Genomic DNA, 14298 nt, shown 5'->3' on the forward strand with positions numbered 1-14298 from the left:
CAAGGCCGGCGGCCTTTTGATCGGCAAACTCTATGAAGCGTCGCGGCGGATATCCATCGGGCAATTTCGGCTTGGTGCCGGATGTTTCACTAAAAATGCCACGCCGGAACGTGACTTCAGCGGCAGGCGTTTCACGCGGCGGACGGCAGCGTCAGCCGTGCCATCAGGCATTCGTCGTCGCCGGGCATGCAGGTGCGGCAGACGATCGGCCGCACGTCGTAGATGCGGCAGGTGACATGCTTGCCGATTTCGCCGCCGAGCGCCGAACAGCGGTCGCCGTCGCAGCGCATGCCGGAGAGATCGGCGGCGACGAACGCGGCCGGGATTCGGTCCAGCTCCTCGTCGCTTTCCATGGAAAAGCGCGGCCAGTCGGCCGAATAGCCGCAGCACGCGCCGCAGCTCTGGCAATCGAATGTCTCGTCCGGAATGGTCATCGACAGGACAATAGCGCATCCGCCCGCCGGAAGCGATGCGCCTCAGGCATTCGCGGCAACCGCGCCGGCCGCGATCTCGTAATCCTCCGTATGCACCAGCACGCCCTCCGGCGTGACGACGAGGATGCCGTAGGCGGCCGGCTCGTCGACGGAGAGCGACGGATCGGGCTGCGCGAAGGGCATCGGCTGCTGGTGCACGGTGCTCTTGAAGACGGAGAAAGAGATCCCCCGATATGAGCCGGAAATCGTGCGGTGCACATGCCCCGCGACGATGTGGCGGACATGGCCGAAGCGGCCGATCAGGTCGTGCAGCGCCTCGCCGTTGACCAGCCGGATCATGTCCATGCCGGAAAAGCCGGTCGGGTGCGGCGGATGGTGCAGGAAAAGGAAGGAAGGCCTGCCGTCCGCCTGCAATTGCTTCCCGAGCCAGTCGAGCCGCGCCGCGCAGAGAATGCCGGCATGGCTGTCCGGATAATCGTAGGGCGGCGCCATCAGCGTGTCGAGGAGGATCAGGCGCGCATCGGCAAGGTCGACGACCTGCTGGACGAAACCGTTCTCGTCCGGCACGACGTCCGCGAAGACCTTAAGGAACGTGTCCCGCCGGTCGTGGTTGCCGATGGTGAGCGCCACCGGCGGCGCGAGCCGGTCGATAAGCGTCTTCAGTCGCCGGTAGGAGTCGCGGTCGCCATGATGCGTCAGGTCGCCGGTGACGACGACACAATCGGCATCGGCGTGATTCGCGTTGACATGGGCGATCCCCGCTTCGAGACGTTTATAGGGGTCGAGACCGATGATGGTCTCGCCTTCAGGCACCATGTGGAGGTCGGTGAAGACGATGATCTTGCTCATGGGACGGTCCGATCGAAGGTTCAAGCCAGGAAATTGCGCACCGTGACGCCACCCGCTTCCAGCCCCGCGCGCACCCGGCGGGCAATGGCGACGGAGGACGGCGTGTCGCTGTGGACGCAGATCGAGCCGATCGGCGTCGGCAGGCTCTTTCCGGTGATGGTCTCGATGGCGCCGGCCCTGACCATGCGCAACACCCGCGCCGCCGCTACGTCGGCATCGTGGATGACGCTGCCGGCGATCTTGCGGTTTACGAGGAACCCCTCGTCGGTATAGGCGCGGTCGGCAAAAATTTCCGCGACCGTCGTCAGCCCCATCTCTTCCGCCTGGCGCTGCTGGTGGCCGAGCGCGATGGTCAGGCAGACGAGGCGCGGATCGACTGCCCTGATCGCCCGGTTGACGGCCATTGCCACGTCGGCATCCTGCTGCGTCAGGTTGCCGAGCGCGCCATGCGCCTTGACATGGGTGATCGGATGGCCGGCATAGGTGGCGAGCGCCTGCGCCGCGCCGATCTGGTAGGCGACCAGCCGCTCGATCTCGCCGGCGGAAAACGGGATGTTGCGCCGGCCGAACCCCCAGAGATCGGGAAAGCCCGGATGGGCGCCGACCGCGACGCCGCGCGCCTTTGCCAGCGCGAAGGTTTCGGCCATCACCTCCGGGTCGCCGCCATGGAAGCCGCAGGCGACATTGGCCGAGGTGACGATGTCGAGGATCGCGGCATCGTCCCCCATGCGATAGGCGCCGAAGGCCTCGCCCATGTCCGAATTGAGGTCGACCGTCAGGGAGGCGCTGTTCATGTCCGTGCCGTTTCGTAGACTGTTGCTGGACTTCCAGTCTAACCGTGTCACAGGCGAAACAAAGATCTGGCGTCGCTCCGCCGTCTGATATATCAGAGCGCAAACCGAGGGAGAGTTCAGCATGGCAGGACAGGATGCAACGGGACCGGTCGCGATCGTCACCGGCGGCGGACGCGGCATGGGGGGCGCCATCGCCCGCGAACTTTCGGCCAACGGCTACCGCCTGGCGCTGATGTCGCCCTCAGAGAGCTGCGAGACGCTGGCGGCGGAACTGGGTGCCGTGGCGAGGCGCGGCAGCACGGAAACGGCCGCCGACATCGAGGCGATCGTCGCGCTCGCCATGGACACCTATGGCCGCATCGATGCCGTCGTCAATTTCGCCGGCCATCCGCCGAAGGGCGACCTCCTCGACATCTCCGACGAGAACTGGGCGCGCGGCTCGGACATGATGGTGTTGAGCCTCGTTCGGATGGCGCGGCTGGTGACGCCGATCATGCTGAAACAGGGCAAGGGCGTCTTCCTCAACCTCACCACCTATGCGGCCTTCGAGCCGTCGCTGGTCTTCCCGGTCTCCTGCGCCTACCGCGCCGCCGCCGGCGCCTTCACGAAGCTTTATTCCGACCGCTACGCCGCCGACAATATCCGCATGAACTGCCTGCTGCCCGGCTTCATCGACAGCCTCGCCCACAAGCCGGAAACCGCCGACAAGGTGCCGATGAAGCGGATCGGCACGATGGAGGAGATCGCCAAGACGGCGGCCTTCCTGCTCTCCGACGGCGCCGGCTATATCACCGGCCAGAACATCCGCGTCGACGGCGGCGTCACCCGGCACGTCTAGAGTTTGTCAGGGAAACGTGGAACCCGGTTTTCCCGAAAGACAAACGCCATCACAAACAACGAGAGTCTGACGGGTTCAGAATGAACCTGACAGACTCTGAGGATAACGCGATGAGATGGAAGCGCACGATCCAGCTGCTGGACGTCCACTGCGAAGGCGAGATCGGCCGGGTCGCCATCGGCGGCGTGCCGAAGATCCCCGGCAACAGCGTCGCCGAGCAGATGCACCACATCAACACGGTCGACGACGGCATCCGCCGCTTCCTCTGCCTCGAGCCGCGCGGCACGCCGCTCGGCTCGGTCAACCTCCTGGTGCCGCCGAAGCGGCCGGAGGCCGATGCCGGCTTCATCATCCTGCAGGCCGATCAGGCGCATGCCTCCTCCGGCTCCAACTCGATCTGCGTGACGACGGCACTGCTTGAATCCGGCATGGTGGAGATGAAGGAGCCGGAGACGATCGTCACGCTCGACACCGCTGCCGGCCTCGTGCGCGCGGTCGCGACCTGCCGCGACGGGCGCTGCGAAAAGGTGACGCTGACCATGGTCCCCTCCTTCGTGCAGGAGCTGGACGTCGTCATCGACACGCCGCACTGGGGCAGGATCACCCTCGACCTTTGCTATGGCGGCATCTTCTACGCGCTGGTCGATGTCGGCCAGATCGGCACCACCATCGACAAGCCGAACGCGAAAGCGCTGGTCGAGGCGGGCATGGCGATCAAGGACATCCTCAACCGGACGATGGAGATCGTCCATCCGGAGATCCCGGAAATCCGCGACGTCGCCTATGTGATGTTCCGCGACCGGGACGAGGACGGCGCCGTGCGCACCTGCACCACCATGTGGCCCGGCCGCTGCGACCGCTCGCCCTGCGGCACGGGAAGCTCGGCCAATCTCGCGACGCTCTACGCGCGCGGCCTCGCCAAACCCGGCGACGTCTTCCGCTCGCGCTCGATCATTGGCTCGGAATTCGAGGTGACGCTCGACAGCATGACGACCGTCGCCGGACGACCGGCGGTCATCCCCAAGGTGACGGGGCGCGGCTGGACCTTCGGCCTGACGCAGGTGGCGCTCGACCCGTTCGACCCGCTGGCGGACGGCTTCGCCATGACGGACACCTGGGGGCCGCAGGCGGGCGAGATCCGCTGAATTCAGCGTTCCCCGGTCGAAACGGGGACGGCGGCCGGATCGACCTTGGCGTAGAACTCCGAGATGATCGACCAGGCCGCGTCCGCCGTGTCGACGAAACGGATCAGATTGACGTCCTCCGGCGCGATCGTGCCGAAGGCGGCAAGCGCGTCGAAATCGACGATGCCGCGCCAGAAGGCCTCGCCGAAGAGGATAAGCGGCACCAGCGCCATCCGCCCCGTCTGCATCAGCGTGATCGTCTCGAAGAGTTCGTCGAGCGTGCCGAAACCGCCGGGAAACACGGTGACCGCCTTCGCCCGCAGCAGGAAATGCATCTTGCGCACGGCGAAATAGTGGAAGTTGAAGCTCAGGTCGGGCGTGACGAAGGGGTTCGGCGCCTGCTCGTGCGGCAGCACGATGTTGAGCCCGATCGAGGGCGCACCGACATCGGCGGCGCCCCGGTTGCCGGCCTCCATCACCCCCGGCCCGCCGCCGGTGACGACGACATATTCGCTGAAGCCGGAAAGACGGGCATGTTCCGAACAGAGCCGGGCGAACTTTCGGGCCTCCTCGTAATAGACCGAGGCGTCCATCAGGTTCCTGCGCTGCGTCTCGTTCTTCGCCGCCCAGGCGTCCTTGCCGGGTTCCGGAATGCGGGCGCCGCCGAACATGACGACGGTCGACTTGATGCCGTGCTCGGCGAGCATCATCTCGGTCTTTAAAAGTTCGAGCTGGAGACGGATCGGCCGCAACTCTTCGCGGCAGAGGAACTCCTCGTCGGTATAGGCGAGCCGGTAGCTCGGCGACACCGACTGCGGCGTCGGCGGCACGCCGGCGGCGCGGTTGCGGTCGTGCTCGCTGGTGGCGAGCGCATCCCAGACCCCGTCCTTGCGCCTCAGGTTCCGCTTCTTCATCCGTGCCATCGCGTCCAACTTTCCCGGTGCCCCGAAAGCCTCTTCAACTTTGCGGGCCTATGCTCTACAGGGGTGAAACGATAGAGGCCGAAGTTTAAGGAATTCCGATGACGAGCCATGATCTCTCCAGCCTGTCGCAGACGATCGAGACCGCCTTCGACACCCGCGACGCGGTCAATGTCTCGACCCGGGGCGAGGTGCGCGACGCGGTCGAGACCGCGCTGAACCTGCTCGACAGCGGCAAGGCGCGCGTTGCCGAGAGAGGCGCCGACGGCAGCTGGACGGTTCATCAGTGGCTGAAGAAGGCCGTCCTCCTGTCCTTCCGCCTCAACCCGATGGAGATCGTCAAGGGCGGCCCCGGCGACGCGTCCTGGTGGGACAAGGTGCCCTCGAAGTTCGACGGCTGGAGCACCAACGAGTTCGAGCGCGCCGGCTTCCGCGCCGTTCCGGGCGCGATCGTCCGCCGCTCGGCCTTCATCGCGCCGAACGCGATCCTGATGCCGTCCTTCGTCAATCTCGGCGCCCATGTCGGCGAGGGGACGATGGTCGACACCTGGGCGACCGTCGGCTCCTGCGCCCAGATCGGCGCCCATGTGCACCTCTCCGGCGGCGTCGGCATCGGCGGCGTCCTGGAGCCGATGCAGGCAGGACCGACGATCATCGAGGACAACTGCTTCATCGGCGCCCGCTCGGAGGTCGTCGAGGGCTGCATCGTGCGCGAGGGCTCGGTGCTCGGCATGGGCGTCTTCATCGGCAAGTCGACCAGGATCGTCGACCGCGCCACCGGCGAGATCACCTATGGCGAGGTGCCCCCCTATTCCGTCGTCGTCGCAGGCTCCCTGCCCGGCAAGCCCTTCCCGAACGGCGAGCCGGGACCGAGCCTCTATTGCGCCGTCATCGTCAAGCGCGTCGACGAGAAGACGCGCTCGAAGACCGGCATCAACGAGCTGCTGCGGGACTGACGGCGTGGCGGCGGGGCCCGGATCGGCGGAGATGCTCCGCCTGTTCTTCCACCCCGCCGGGCGCATCGGCCGCCAGCTCTTCACGCTCCTGTGGCTGTTCTGGCTGGCGGTGCTCTTCGCCAATGTCGCCCTCGTCGCCGCCAACGAGGCGAACGAGGTGCGGCTCGTCGGCTACACGCTGCTGCTCTTCGTCACCTCGCTCGCCGGCACCGCCTCGCTTCTGACCGCGACGCTGAAGCGCCTGCGCGATGTCGGCCTGCCGCCCGTGCTTCTCATCGCGCTCTTCATCCCCGTGGCGGCGCCGCTTCTCGTCGGCACCCTCTGCCTCTGGCCCGGACGGCCGGAGGACGGCTGACACGGCCGAGGCCGCGTGACACCGGGCCGGCGATCGGCTACACCTCGAAAACACCATGATGGCCTGCCCCCGATGACCCGAACCGATCCCGCCGACATCCTCGCCCGCCTGATCCGCTGCCCGTCCGTCACGCCCGCCGAGGGCGGCGCGCTCGCGGTGCTCGCCGAGGTGCTGGAACCGCTCGGCTTCTCCGTCGCGCGGATGACGGCCTCGGAGGAAGGCACGCCCGACATCGAGAACCTCTACGCCCGGCTCGGGACGGAGGGGCCGCACCTGATGTTCGCCGGCCACACCGACGTCGTGCCGCCCGGCAATGTCGAACGCTGGACGCATGATCCCTTCGCCGCCACGATCGCCGACGGGCAGATGTACGGGCGCGGCGCGGTCGACATGAAGGGGGGCATCGCCTGCTTCGCCGCCGCCGTCGCCCGCCATGTCGAGAGGCACGGGCCGCCGCCGGGATCGATCTCCTTCCTGATCACCGGCGACGAGGAAGGCCCCGCCGTCAACGGCACCGTCAAGCTCCTCGAATGGGCGGCGGAAAAGGGCGAGCGCTGGGATGCGGCGCTCGTCGGCGAGCCAACCAATCCGGCGGCGCTTGGCGACATGATCAAGACCGGCCGGCGCGGCTCGCTCTCCGGTCGCATCACGGTCGAGGGCATCCAGGGCCATGCCGCCTATCCGCATCTCGCCGACAATCCGGTGCGCGGCATCCTGCAACTGACGCAGGCGCTGATGCATCCGCCCTTCGATGCGGGCACGGCCGATTTCCAACCCTCCAACCTGGAGGTGACGACGATCGACACCGGCAATCCGGCCGTCAACGTCATCCCGGCCAAGGCGACCGCCGCCTTCAACATCCGCTTCAACGACAGCTGGACCGCCGACAGCCTGAAGGCGGAGATCCTGTCGCGCCTCGAGCGGGCGGCGGCCGAGGGAAGCCTTAGGCCCGGCCGGAAGCCGGTCGACTGGGCGATCGCCTGGAGCGAGCGGCCGAGCCATGTCTTCCTCACCCGCAACGATGCGCTGACCGCATCGCTCTCCGGCGCAATCGAGGCGGTGACCGGCCGCGTGCCGGCGCTGTCGACCACCGGCGGCACCTCGGATGCGCGCTTCATCAAGGATTACTGCCCGGTGGTCGAGTTCGGCCTGGTCGGCCAGACCATGCACATGGTCGACGAGCGCGTCGCGCTTGCCGATCTGGAAACGCTGACGGCGATCTACGAGGCCTTCCTTCAGCGCTGGTTCGGTGTTCATGCCGCAGATTGACAGCGTGCTGGACTATTGCCGGGGGCTCTGGCAGCTGATCCTCGCCGACGAGCGCGGCTTCGAGAGGCTCGACATGACGGCGCTCGGCGTCTGGCGCTCGTTCCTCGCCTTCCTCTGGTGCCTGCCGGCCTCGGCGGTCGGCTGGGCATCCTGGCGGATGTATTATCTCGACGGCATGCCGTCCGGGGCCGTCACCGGTCCGCTTTTCTTCGCAAAACTTCTTCTGATCGACCTGTCCGTATGGCTGCTGCCGCTGCTGCTGACCGGACTTTTGTCGCTGCTCCTGGACTTTTCCGCCGCCTTCGGCGCCATCGTCATCACCACCAACTGGCTGATGGTCCCCCTTTCCTATGCCATTGCTGTGCCGACCGCCGTGGCGCTGGTCATTCCGCCGACAGAGCCGCTCGCGGCCCTTCTGTCGCTTGTCGTCCTGGCCGGCTCCTGTGCCGCCCTGTTCCGGCTGATGCGGACGGTCACGGGCGGTCAGACACTTCTTGCAGCTGCGATCACGATCGTCTTCGTCGTCCCTCCGCTGATGCTTGTCTCGCTCCTGCGCGGCTGGCTCGGCGTGATGCCGGGCTGACGGCCGATCCTCAGTAGTCGACCTGCAGGAAATAGAGGCCGCAGGGCGGCGCCACGGGTCCGCAGGCCTTGCGGTCACGCGCCGCAAGGGCGGCGCGCACGTCGTCCGCCGTCCACTTGCCCTGCCCGACGAGCTTCAGCGTTCCGGCGAAGGAACGAATCTGGTTGTGCAGGAAGCTCTGGGCCGAGGCGCGGATCTCGATCAGGTCGCCGCTGCGGCCGACATCCAGCCGGTCAAGCGTGCGCACCGGGCTTGCCGCTTGGCAATGCGCGGAGCGGAACGTCGTGAAGTCATGGTGGCCGACGAGCACCTGGGCGGCGGCATGCATCGCCTCCGCATCCATCGGCTGCGCCACCCACCAGGCACGGTCGCGCTCGACGGTGAGCGGCGCGGGGCGCGACAGGATGCGATAGAGATAGTGGCGGCGCAGGGCCGAGAAACGCGCATCGAAATCGGGCGCGGCTTCCGCGGCATCGACGATCGCCACCCGTTCGCCGGCCTGCATGAGATGGGCGTTCAGCGCGTTGCGCAGCGTCTCCGGCTTCCAGGCCCGGGAAAGGTCGAGATGGGCGACCTGCCCGAGCGCATGCACGCCGGAATCGGTGCGGCCGGCGCCGCGCAGCGACACGGTTTCGCCGGTCAGCGCGAGCACCGCCGCCTCGATCGCGCCCTGCACGGAGGCGCCGTTGGTCTGGCGCTGCCAGCCGACATAGTCCGTGCCGTCATATTCGACGGTCAGGCGGAAGCGGGGCATTCAGGCGAGCCTCGTGCCGGGCGCGACCGGCGTGCCGCGCAGGAAATCACCGGCCGCGAGTGCCTTGCCGCCCGCCTTCTGCAGCGTCAGCAGGCGAACCGCACCGGCACCGCAGGCAACGACCAGCCCCTCGCCGGGCAGCACCGCGCCCGCAACGCCGTCACCCTCCGCACGCGCGGAGCGGAGCACCTTGACGCGTTCGGCGCGGCCATGAACAGTGAGCTCGAACCAGGCGCCCGGCGAAGGCGACAGGCCGCGAATGTGATTGTGGACCTCGGCGGCGGAGCGGGAAAAGTCGATCCGCGTCTCGTCCTTGCCGATCTTGGCGGCATAGAGCACACCCTCCTCCGGCTGGGGGGTGAGCGGCAGGTCGCCCGCCGCGAGCTTTTCCATCGCCTCGCGCAGCAGCGTCGCCCCGGCCTGCATCAGCCGGTCGTGCAGGTCGCCGGCGGTCATGTCGGCCGAAATCGGCACGACCCGCGTCAACGCGACCGGGCCGGTGTCGAGCCCCTTGTCCATCTTCATCACCATCATGCCGGTCTCGGCATCGCCGGCCATGATCGCGCGCTGGATCGGTGCCGCACCGCGCCAGCGCGGCAGCAGCGAGGCGTGGCCGTTGTAGCAGCCGAGGCGGGTGCCGTTCAGGATCGCCTCGGGCAAGAGCAGGCCGTAGGCGACGACGACCGCGACATCCGCATCGAGGTCGCGGAAGGCGGCACGGTCCGCCTCATCACGGAAATTGACCGGCGTCAGCACGGGAATGCCGAGCAGCTCGGCGGCCTGGTGCACCGGCGACTTGGTGAGGTCCAGGCCGCGCCGCCCGGCAGGACGCGGCGGCTGGGTGTAGACCGCCACGACCTTGTGGCCGGCCTCGACCAGGGCGGCGAGCGACGGCACGGAAAAGGCCGGCGTACCCATGAAGATGATCCTCAGCGCCATCGTCGACGGCCTCCCGCTTCGATTGCCCGTATGGGGCAGGCCTCAAGCGCCTGAAGCGTGTCGCGATCTTTCAGATCCGCTCGCCCGCTTCAGGTCTTTGTTTTTACCAATGTCTTTTGGCAAGACCGCTGCGCCGCTTTGCGAAACACGCGTTAGCGGGCGCGGGCCGCCTTGGTGAACTTGCGGACCACCATGTCGCGCTTCAGCCGCGAGATATGGTCGATGAACAGGACGCCGTTCAGATGGTCGATCTCGTGCTGGAGGCAGGTCGCGAGCAGGCCGTCGGCCTCGACGCTGTGTTCGGCCCCCGTCTCGTCGAGATAGCGCAGGGTGATGCCGGCCGGGCGCTCCACCTCGGCATAATAGTCGGGGATCGACAGGCAGCCTTCCTCGTAGACGGAGCGGGCATCGGTCGTTGACAGGATCTCCGGATTGATGAAGACCTGCGGCGCCTTCGGCTCGCCTTCCTTGGCAAGGTCGATCACCAGCAGGCGCCGGGGCACGCCGACCTGGATCGCCGCGAGCCCGATGCCGGGCGCGTCGTACATCGTCTCCAGCATGTCGGCGGCGAGCGCCTTCACCTCCGCGTCGATCCGCTCGACGGGAGCGGACACCTGGCGCAGCACGGGATCGGGAAGGATGATGAGCGGCTTGATCGTCATTCCGGCTCCTTAGCCGATCTCGCCGCGCGTGGGAATTCGCAACCGCGGCTTTTTTTGCCGCTCACGGGCGCACGTCCTGCGACCCGCCACGGATGTTCATGGTTTGATCTCGATTTTCCCGTCGAAGACTGCTAGGCTCGTCTCATGTCCGATCTTGCCCTCCTTCTTGACCGAACGCTTCTCGTCGTCGGCGGCCATGCCGTCAGCACCGGCGCAGCCCTCCTTGCCGCGCTCGGCGTGCTGCTGCTTCTCGCCGGCATCGGCGCGCTCCGGCGGCGCGCGGGCGGCTCCCGGATCGACGCGATGCTGGCGCAGCAGGCCGAGTTGCAGGGCCGGCTCGCCGCGCTTGCCGAGGTTTTTGGCGCGCGCCAGTCGGAGCTGAACCGTTCGATCGGCGAACGGCTCGACGGCATGAGCGCCCATCTCGGCCAGTCGATGCACGAGCAGACCCGCGCCACCCACGACAATCTGAGGCGCCTGCAGGAGCGGCTCGCCGTCATCGACAACGCGCAGACCAATATCCAGGCGCTTGCCCGCGACATGGCCGGCCTGCAGGCGATCCTTGCCAACAAGCAGGCGCGCGGCGCCTTCGGCCAGTCGCGCATGGAGGCGATCATCGCCGACGGCCTGCCGATCGGCGCTTACGGTTTCCAGCAGCCGCTGTCGAACGGCACCCGTCCGGATTGCCTAATCCGCATGCCGAACGGCCAGCCGCCGCTGGTGATCGACGCGAAATTCCCGTTGGAGGCCTGGAACCGGATGCGCGAGGCGCGCGAGCCGGACGGGATCCGGGCGGCGCAGCAGCAGTTCCGCCGCGACATGGACGTGCATATCCGCGATGTCGCGACGAAATATCTGCTGCCCGGCGAAACGCAGGAGACGGCCTTCCTCTTCGTGCCCTCCGAATCCGTCTTCGCCGATCTCCACGAGCATTTCGAGCCGCTGATCCTGAAGGCACAGCGCGCCCGCATCGTCATCGTCTCGCCCTCGCTCCTGATGCTCGCCGTCTCGCTGATCCAGTCGATGATGCGCGACCAGCGCATGCGCGAGCAGGCACACCTGATCCAGGCCGAGGTGGCGCGGCTTTCGGAGGACCTGGCGCGGCTCGACGAGAGGGTGCGCAAGCTCGGCGGCCATTTCGCCGCCGCGCAGAAGGATGTCGACGAGATCCTCGTTACCACCACCAAACTGAAGCGCCACGGCGCGCGGATCGCGGCGCTCGAACCCGATGATGGCGAGGCACCGCCGCCGCGCGCCGAGGCCAGAGACCCGCGCGCGCCGTTGAAGCTTCGGGTGGTTGACGAGGACTGATCGGCCCGTCACTGTCCGCCGCGACCCACACGCGGATACGGAAGCCCCCATGATCACTGTCTTCGGCTCCATCAACATGGACCTCATCGCCAACACGCCCCGGCTGCCGAAGCCGGGCGAGACGCTGGCCGGCACCGGCTTTTCCACCGCCGCCGGCGGCAAGGGCGCCAACCAGGCGCTGGCGGCGACCAGGGCAGGCGCGCGCGTCGCCATGGTCGGCGCGGTCGGAGGGGATGCCTTCGCCGAGGGCGCCCTGGCGCTGATGCGAGAGGCTGGCACCGACCTTGCCGGCGTGCGCCGCGTCGGGGCCCCGACCGGCACCGCCCATATCCTCGTCGGCGGCGACGGCGAGAACGTCATCATCGTCGTCGCCAGCGCCAACGGCCTGGTCGACGCGGCGGACGCGGAACGGGCCGTTGCGGCGCTGACGCCGTCCGACACGATCATGCTGCAGCTCGAAGTGCCGGCCGAAGCGGTCGAGGCGGCGCTCTCCGCCGCCCGCCGCGCCGGCGTGCGCTCGATCATCAACATCGCGCCGCTGACGCCGGAGGCGGCCCGCCTTGGACGCCTCGCCGACATCGTCATCGCCAACGAGACCGAGTTCGAACTGCTGGCCGGACGGCAGGACCTCGACGCCGCTTCGCGCCGGGCGGCGATGCAGGCGCTGCACGACGAGACCGGGCGCACCGTCATCGTCACGCTCGGCGCGGACGGGGCGATCGCCATCCATGAGGGCGACGTCATCACCGCCGCCGGGCTTGCGATCGAACCGGTCGACACGGTCGGCGCCGGCGACACGTTCTGCGGCTATCTCGCCGCCGGCCTCGATGCCGGGCTCGACTTCGCCCAGGCGCTGAGGCGCGCCGCCGTTGCCGGCTCGCTCGCCTGCCTGAAGCCGGGCGCGCAGCCGGCGATCCCGCTTTCGGCGGATGTCGACGCGGCACTTCAAGGCTGAGCCGCGATCGCGGCCCCGTCAGATCGCCGCGAGCCGCTCGGTCAAGAGGTCGAAGAACCCCTGGTCGTCGATGAAGCGCATGACCCGGGCGTTTTTCGGCCGGTCGGTGACGTGCCACCAGTCGACGACCGTCATGCCGAGCGTCAGCGGCGAGGCGGTCTCGATCTCGACATTGCAGTCGCGGCCCTGAAACAGCTCCGGCTTCAGCAGGTAGGCGATCACGGTCGGGTCGTGCAGCGGCCCGCCGTCGGACCCGTATTTCTCCACGTCGAAACGCTCGAAGAATTCGAGCATTTCGGCGAGCGCCAGCGCCGGCTTCGAGCCGAGCGCGCGGATCTTCGCCACCCGGGTCTTCAGCGTCAGCACGCGATGGGTGAGATCGAGCGGCATCATCACGATCGGGATACCGGCGGCAAGCACCCTGGCCGCCGCCTCCGGATCGACATAGACGTTGAATTCGGCCGCCGGCGTGATGTTGCCGCCCTCGAAGAAACCGCCGCCCATCATCACCAGTTCGCGAATGCGCGCCGCAATGTCGGGCGCCTTTTCCAGCGCGAGCGCGATGTTGGTCAGGGGCCCGAGCGTGCAGAGCGTCACCGTTCCCTCCGGTTCGCGCCTCAGCGTCTCGACGATGAAATCGACGGCATGACCCTCGGCGAGCGGCATCGAAGGCTCGGCAAGCTCCGGGCCGTCGAGCCCCGTCTTGCCATGCACGTGCTCGGCAGTCACCAGCGGGCGGGCGAGCGGCCGGTCGGCGCCGGCGAAGACCCGGACGTCGGTGCGTCCGCACAGTTCGCAGAGGATCCGCGCATTGCGCGCGGTCAGCGCCAGCGGCACGTTGCCGGCAACGGTGGTGATACCGAGAATGTCGAGCTCCGCCCGGCTGCCGAAGGCGAGCATGATGGCGGCGGCGTCGTCCTGCCCCGGGTCTGTGTCGATGATGATCTTGCGGGGCGCGGCCATGTCCTGTCCTTCCTGGGTCTCTCGGCGCGCGACTATGATTTCAACCGCCCGATTGCGCAAGCGGCTTGCGATCGCTGCCGCGCGTCACCATATTGGCGCCGCCGGATGCTGCAGCGCGGGTCCGGAAACGGTCGCTTGGTTTGGCAAGGACGTGACGATGAGCCGGATGACGCCCTTCAGCAGCCCCCTTCTCGTGGGCTTCGACGCCATGGAAAAGACCCTCGAGCGCATTGCCAAGGGCAGCGACGGCTACCCTCCCTACAATATCGAGCGCATCCGGGCGGACCTGTCGCGGGGACTGCCGGAAAAACTCAGGATCACGCTCGCCGTCGCCGGTTTCTCCGAGGACGAGCTAGAGGTGACGACCGAGGAGAACCAGCTCGTCATCCGCGGGCGCCAGAGCGATGCCGGCGAGCGGGACTATCTGCATCGCGGCATCGCCGCGCGCCAGTTCCAGCGCATGTTCGTGCTGGCCGACGGCATGGAAGTGCTCGGCGCCGAGCTTCGCAACGGCCTTCTCTCTGTCGATCTCGTCCGTCCCGAGCCGTCGCGCATGGTGAAGAAAATTAACATTTCCGTCCCAGAGTAGGCC

Annotated in this window: 17 protein-coding genes; 9 read left to right on the forward strand and 8 right to left on the reverse strand. The window is 67.7% G+C overall.

Annotation, left to right across the window (positions count from 1 at the left end; all coding sequences use genetic code 11):
• Positions 1 to 131 precede the first annotated feature (131 nt).
• Genes ACEVQ6_RS01965 through ACEVQ6_RS01975 form a run of 3 tightly spaced genes read right to left on the reverse strand, consistent with a single transcriptional unit; the run spans position 132 to position 2077 of the window.
• Complete coding sequence (locus tag ACEVQ6_RS01965; protein ID WP_374887357.1) at positions 132 to 440, reverse strand: YkgJ family cysteine cluster protein; 309 nt, start codon at positions 438 to 440, stop codon at positions 132 to 134.
• A gap of 36 nt (positions 441 to 476) precedes the next feature.
• Positions 477 to 1283 (reverse strand): 2', 3'cyclic nucleotide phosphodiesterase SpdA, encoded by an 807-nt coding sequence (spdA, locus tag ACEVQ6_RS01970; RefSeq protein ID WP_374887203.1) that lies wholly within the window; start codon positions 1281 to 1283, stop codon positions 477 to 479.
• A 20-nt stretch (positions 1284 to 1303) separates the two neighbouring features.
• The gene (locus ACEVQ6_RS01975) at positions 1304 to 2077 is read right to left on the reverse strand and encodes a LamB/YcsF family protein (RefSeq protein WP_374887204.1); all 774 of its coding nucleotides are present in this window, start codon (positions 2075 to 2077) and stop codon (positions 1304 to 1306) included.
• Between the two features lie 121 nt (positions 2078 to 2198).
• Between ACEVQ6_RS01975 and ACEVQ6_RS01980 the strand changes: the two genes are divergently transcribed.
• Complete coding sequence (locus tag ACEVQ6_RS01980) at positions 2199 to 2915, forward strand: SDR family oxidoreductase (RefSeq protein WP_374887205.1); 717 nt, start codon at positions 2199 to 2201, stop codon at positions 2913 to 2915.
• Between the two features lie 110 nt (positions 2916 to 3025).
• Complete coding sequence (locus ACEVQ6_RS01985; protein WP_374887206.1) at positions 3026 to 4060, forward strand: proline racemase family protein; 1035 nt, start codon at positions 3026 to 3028, stop codon at positions 4058 to 4060.
• Positions 4061 to 4062: 2 nt separating this feature from the next.
• On the opposite strand, the gene ACEVQ6_RS01990 is transcribed toward ACEVQ6_RS01985, so the two are convergent.
• Positions 4063 to 4962, reverse strand: a complete 900-nt coding sequence (locus ACEVQ6_RS01990; RefSeq protein ID WP_374887207.1) for an LOG family protein — start codon at positions 4960 to 4962, stop codon at positions 4063 to 4065.
• A gap of 98 nt (positions 4963 to 5060) precedes the next feature.
• Here ACEVQ6_RS01990 and dapD point away from each other — a divergent pair, with 98 nt between their 5' ends.
• From dapD to ACEVQ6_RS02010, 4 genes are all read left to right on the forward strand, one after another.
• Positions 5061 to 5915, forward strand: a complete 855-nt coding sequence (dapD, locus tag ACEVQ6_RS01995) for a 2,3,4,5-tetrahydropyridine-2,6-dicarboxylate N-succinyltransferase (protein WP_374887208.1) — start codon at positions 5061 to 5063, stop codon at positions 5913 to 5915.
• Between the two features lie 31 nt (positions 5916 to 5946).
• Positions 5947 to 6270 (forward strand): DUF805 domain-containing protein, encoded by a 324-nt coding sequence (locus tag ACEVQ6_RS02000; protein WP_374887209.1) that lies wholly within the window; start codon positions 5947 to 5949, stop codon positions 6268 to 6270.
• A gap of 72 nt (positions 6271 to 6342) precedes the next feature.
• Positions 6343 to 7539: a succinyl-diaminopimelate desuccinylase gene (gene dapE / locus ACEVQ6_RS02005; protein WP_374887210.1), complete on the forward strand. Its 1197-nt coding sequence runs from the start codon at positions 6343 to 6345 to the stop codon at positions 7537 to 7539.
• Complete coding sequence (locus tag ACEVQ6_RS02010) at positions 7526 to 8122, forward strand: hypothetical protein (RefSeq protein ID WP_374887211.1); 597 nt, start codon at positions 7526 to 7528, stop codon at positions 8120 to 8122. The genes dapE and ACEVQ6_RS02010 overlap by 14 nt, the downstream gene beginning before the upstream one ends.
• Before the next feature lie 10 nt (positions 8123 to 8132).
• On the opposite strand, the gene truA is transcribed toward ACEVQ6_RS02010, so the two are convergent.
• The 3 genes from truA to def form a co-directional block, all read right to left on the reverse strand.
• Positions 8133 to 8876, reverse strand: coding sequence for a tRNA pseudouridine(38-40) synthase TruA (gene truA / locus ACEVQ6_RS02015; RefSeq protein WP_374887212.1), 744 nt, complete (start codon positions 8874 to 8876; stop codon positions 8133 to 8135).
• Entirely contained in the window at positions 8877 to 9815 is a 939-nt protein-coding gene (gene fmt, locus ACEVQ6_RS02020; RefSeq protein ID WP_374887213.1) for a methionyl-tRNA formyltransferase, read from the reverse strand.
• Between the two features lie 152 nt (positions 9816 to 9967).
• The gene (gene def / locus ACEVQ6_RS02025) at positions 9968 to 10477 is read right to left on the reverse strand and encodes a peptide deformylase (RefSeq protein ID WP_374887214.1); all 510 of its coding nucleotides are present in this window, start codon (positions 10475 to 10477) and stop codon (positions 9968 to 9970) included.
• Between the two features lie 144 nt (positions 10478 to 10621).
• Between def and ACEVQ6_RS02030 the strand changes: the two genes are divergently transcribed.
• Both ACEVQ6_RS02030 and ACEVQ6_RS02035 read left to right on the forward strand, forming a co-directional pair.
• Positions 10622 to 11788, forward strand: a complete 1167-nt coding sequence (locus tag ACEVQ6_RS02030; RefSeq protein WP_374887215.1) for a DNA recombination protein RmuC — start codon at positions 10622 to 10624, stop codon at positions 11786 to 11788.
• Between the two features lie 49 nt (positions 11789 to 11837).
• Positions 11838 to 12743 (forward strand): ribokinase, encoded by a 906-nt coding sequence (locus tag ACEVQ6_RS02035; protein WP_374887216.1) that lies wholly within the window; start codon positions 11838 to 11840, stop codon positions 12741 to 12743.
• An 18-nt stretch (positions 12744 to 12761) separates the two neighbouring features.
• Here the strand turns inward: ACEVQ6_RS02035 and ACEVQ6_RS02040 are convergent, their stop codons facing one another.
• A complete protein-coding gene (locus ACEVQ6_RS02040; RefSeq protein WP_374887217.1) occupies positions 12762 to 13706 on the reverse strand; it encodes a nucleoside hydrolase in 945 nt (314 codons plus the stop codon).
• A 157-nt stretch (positions 13707 to 13863) separates the two neighbouring features.
• Here ACEVQ6_RS02040 and ACEVQ6_RS02045 point away from each other — a divergent pair, with 157 nt between their 5' ends.
• Positions 13864 to 14295 carry an Hsp20 family protein gene (locus ACEVQ6_RS02045; RefSeq protein ID WP_374887218.1) on the forward strand — a complete coding sequence of 144 codons (432 nt, stop codon included), beginning with the start codon at positions 13864 to 13866 and terminating at the stop codon, positions 14293 to 14295.
• The last annotated feature ends 3 nt before the right edge of the window (positions 14296 to 14298 follow it).

Origin of the sequence: Ensifer soli (genome assembly GCF_041928815.1) — a bacterium.
Taxonomy (GTDB): domain Bacteria; phylum Pseudomonadota; class Alphaproteobacteria; order Rhizobiales; family Rhizobiaceae; genus JBHFEI01.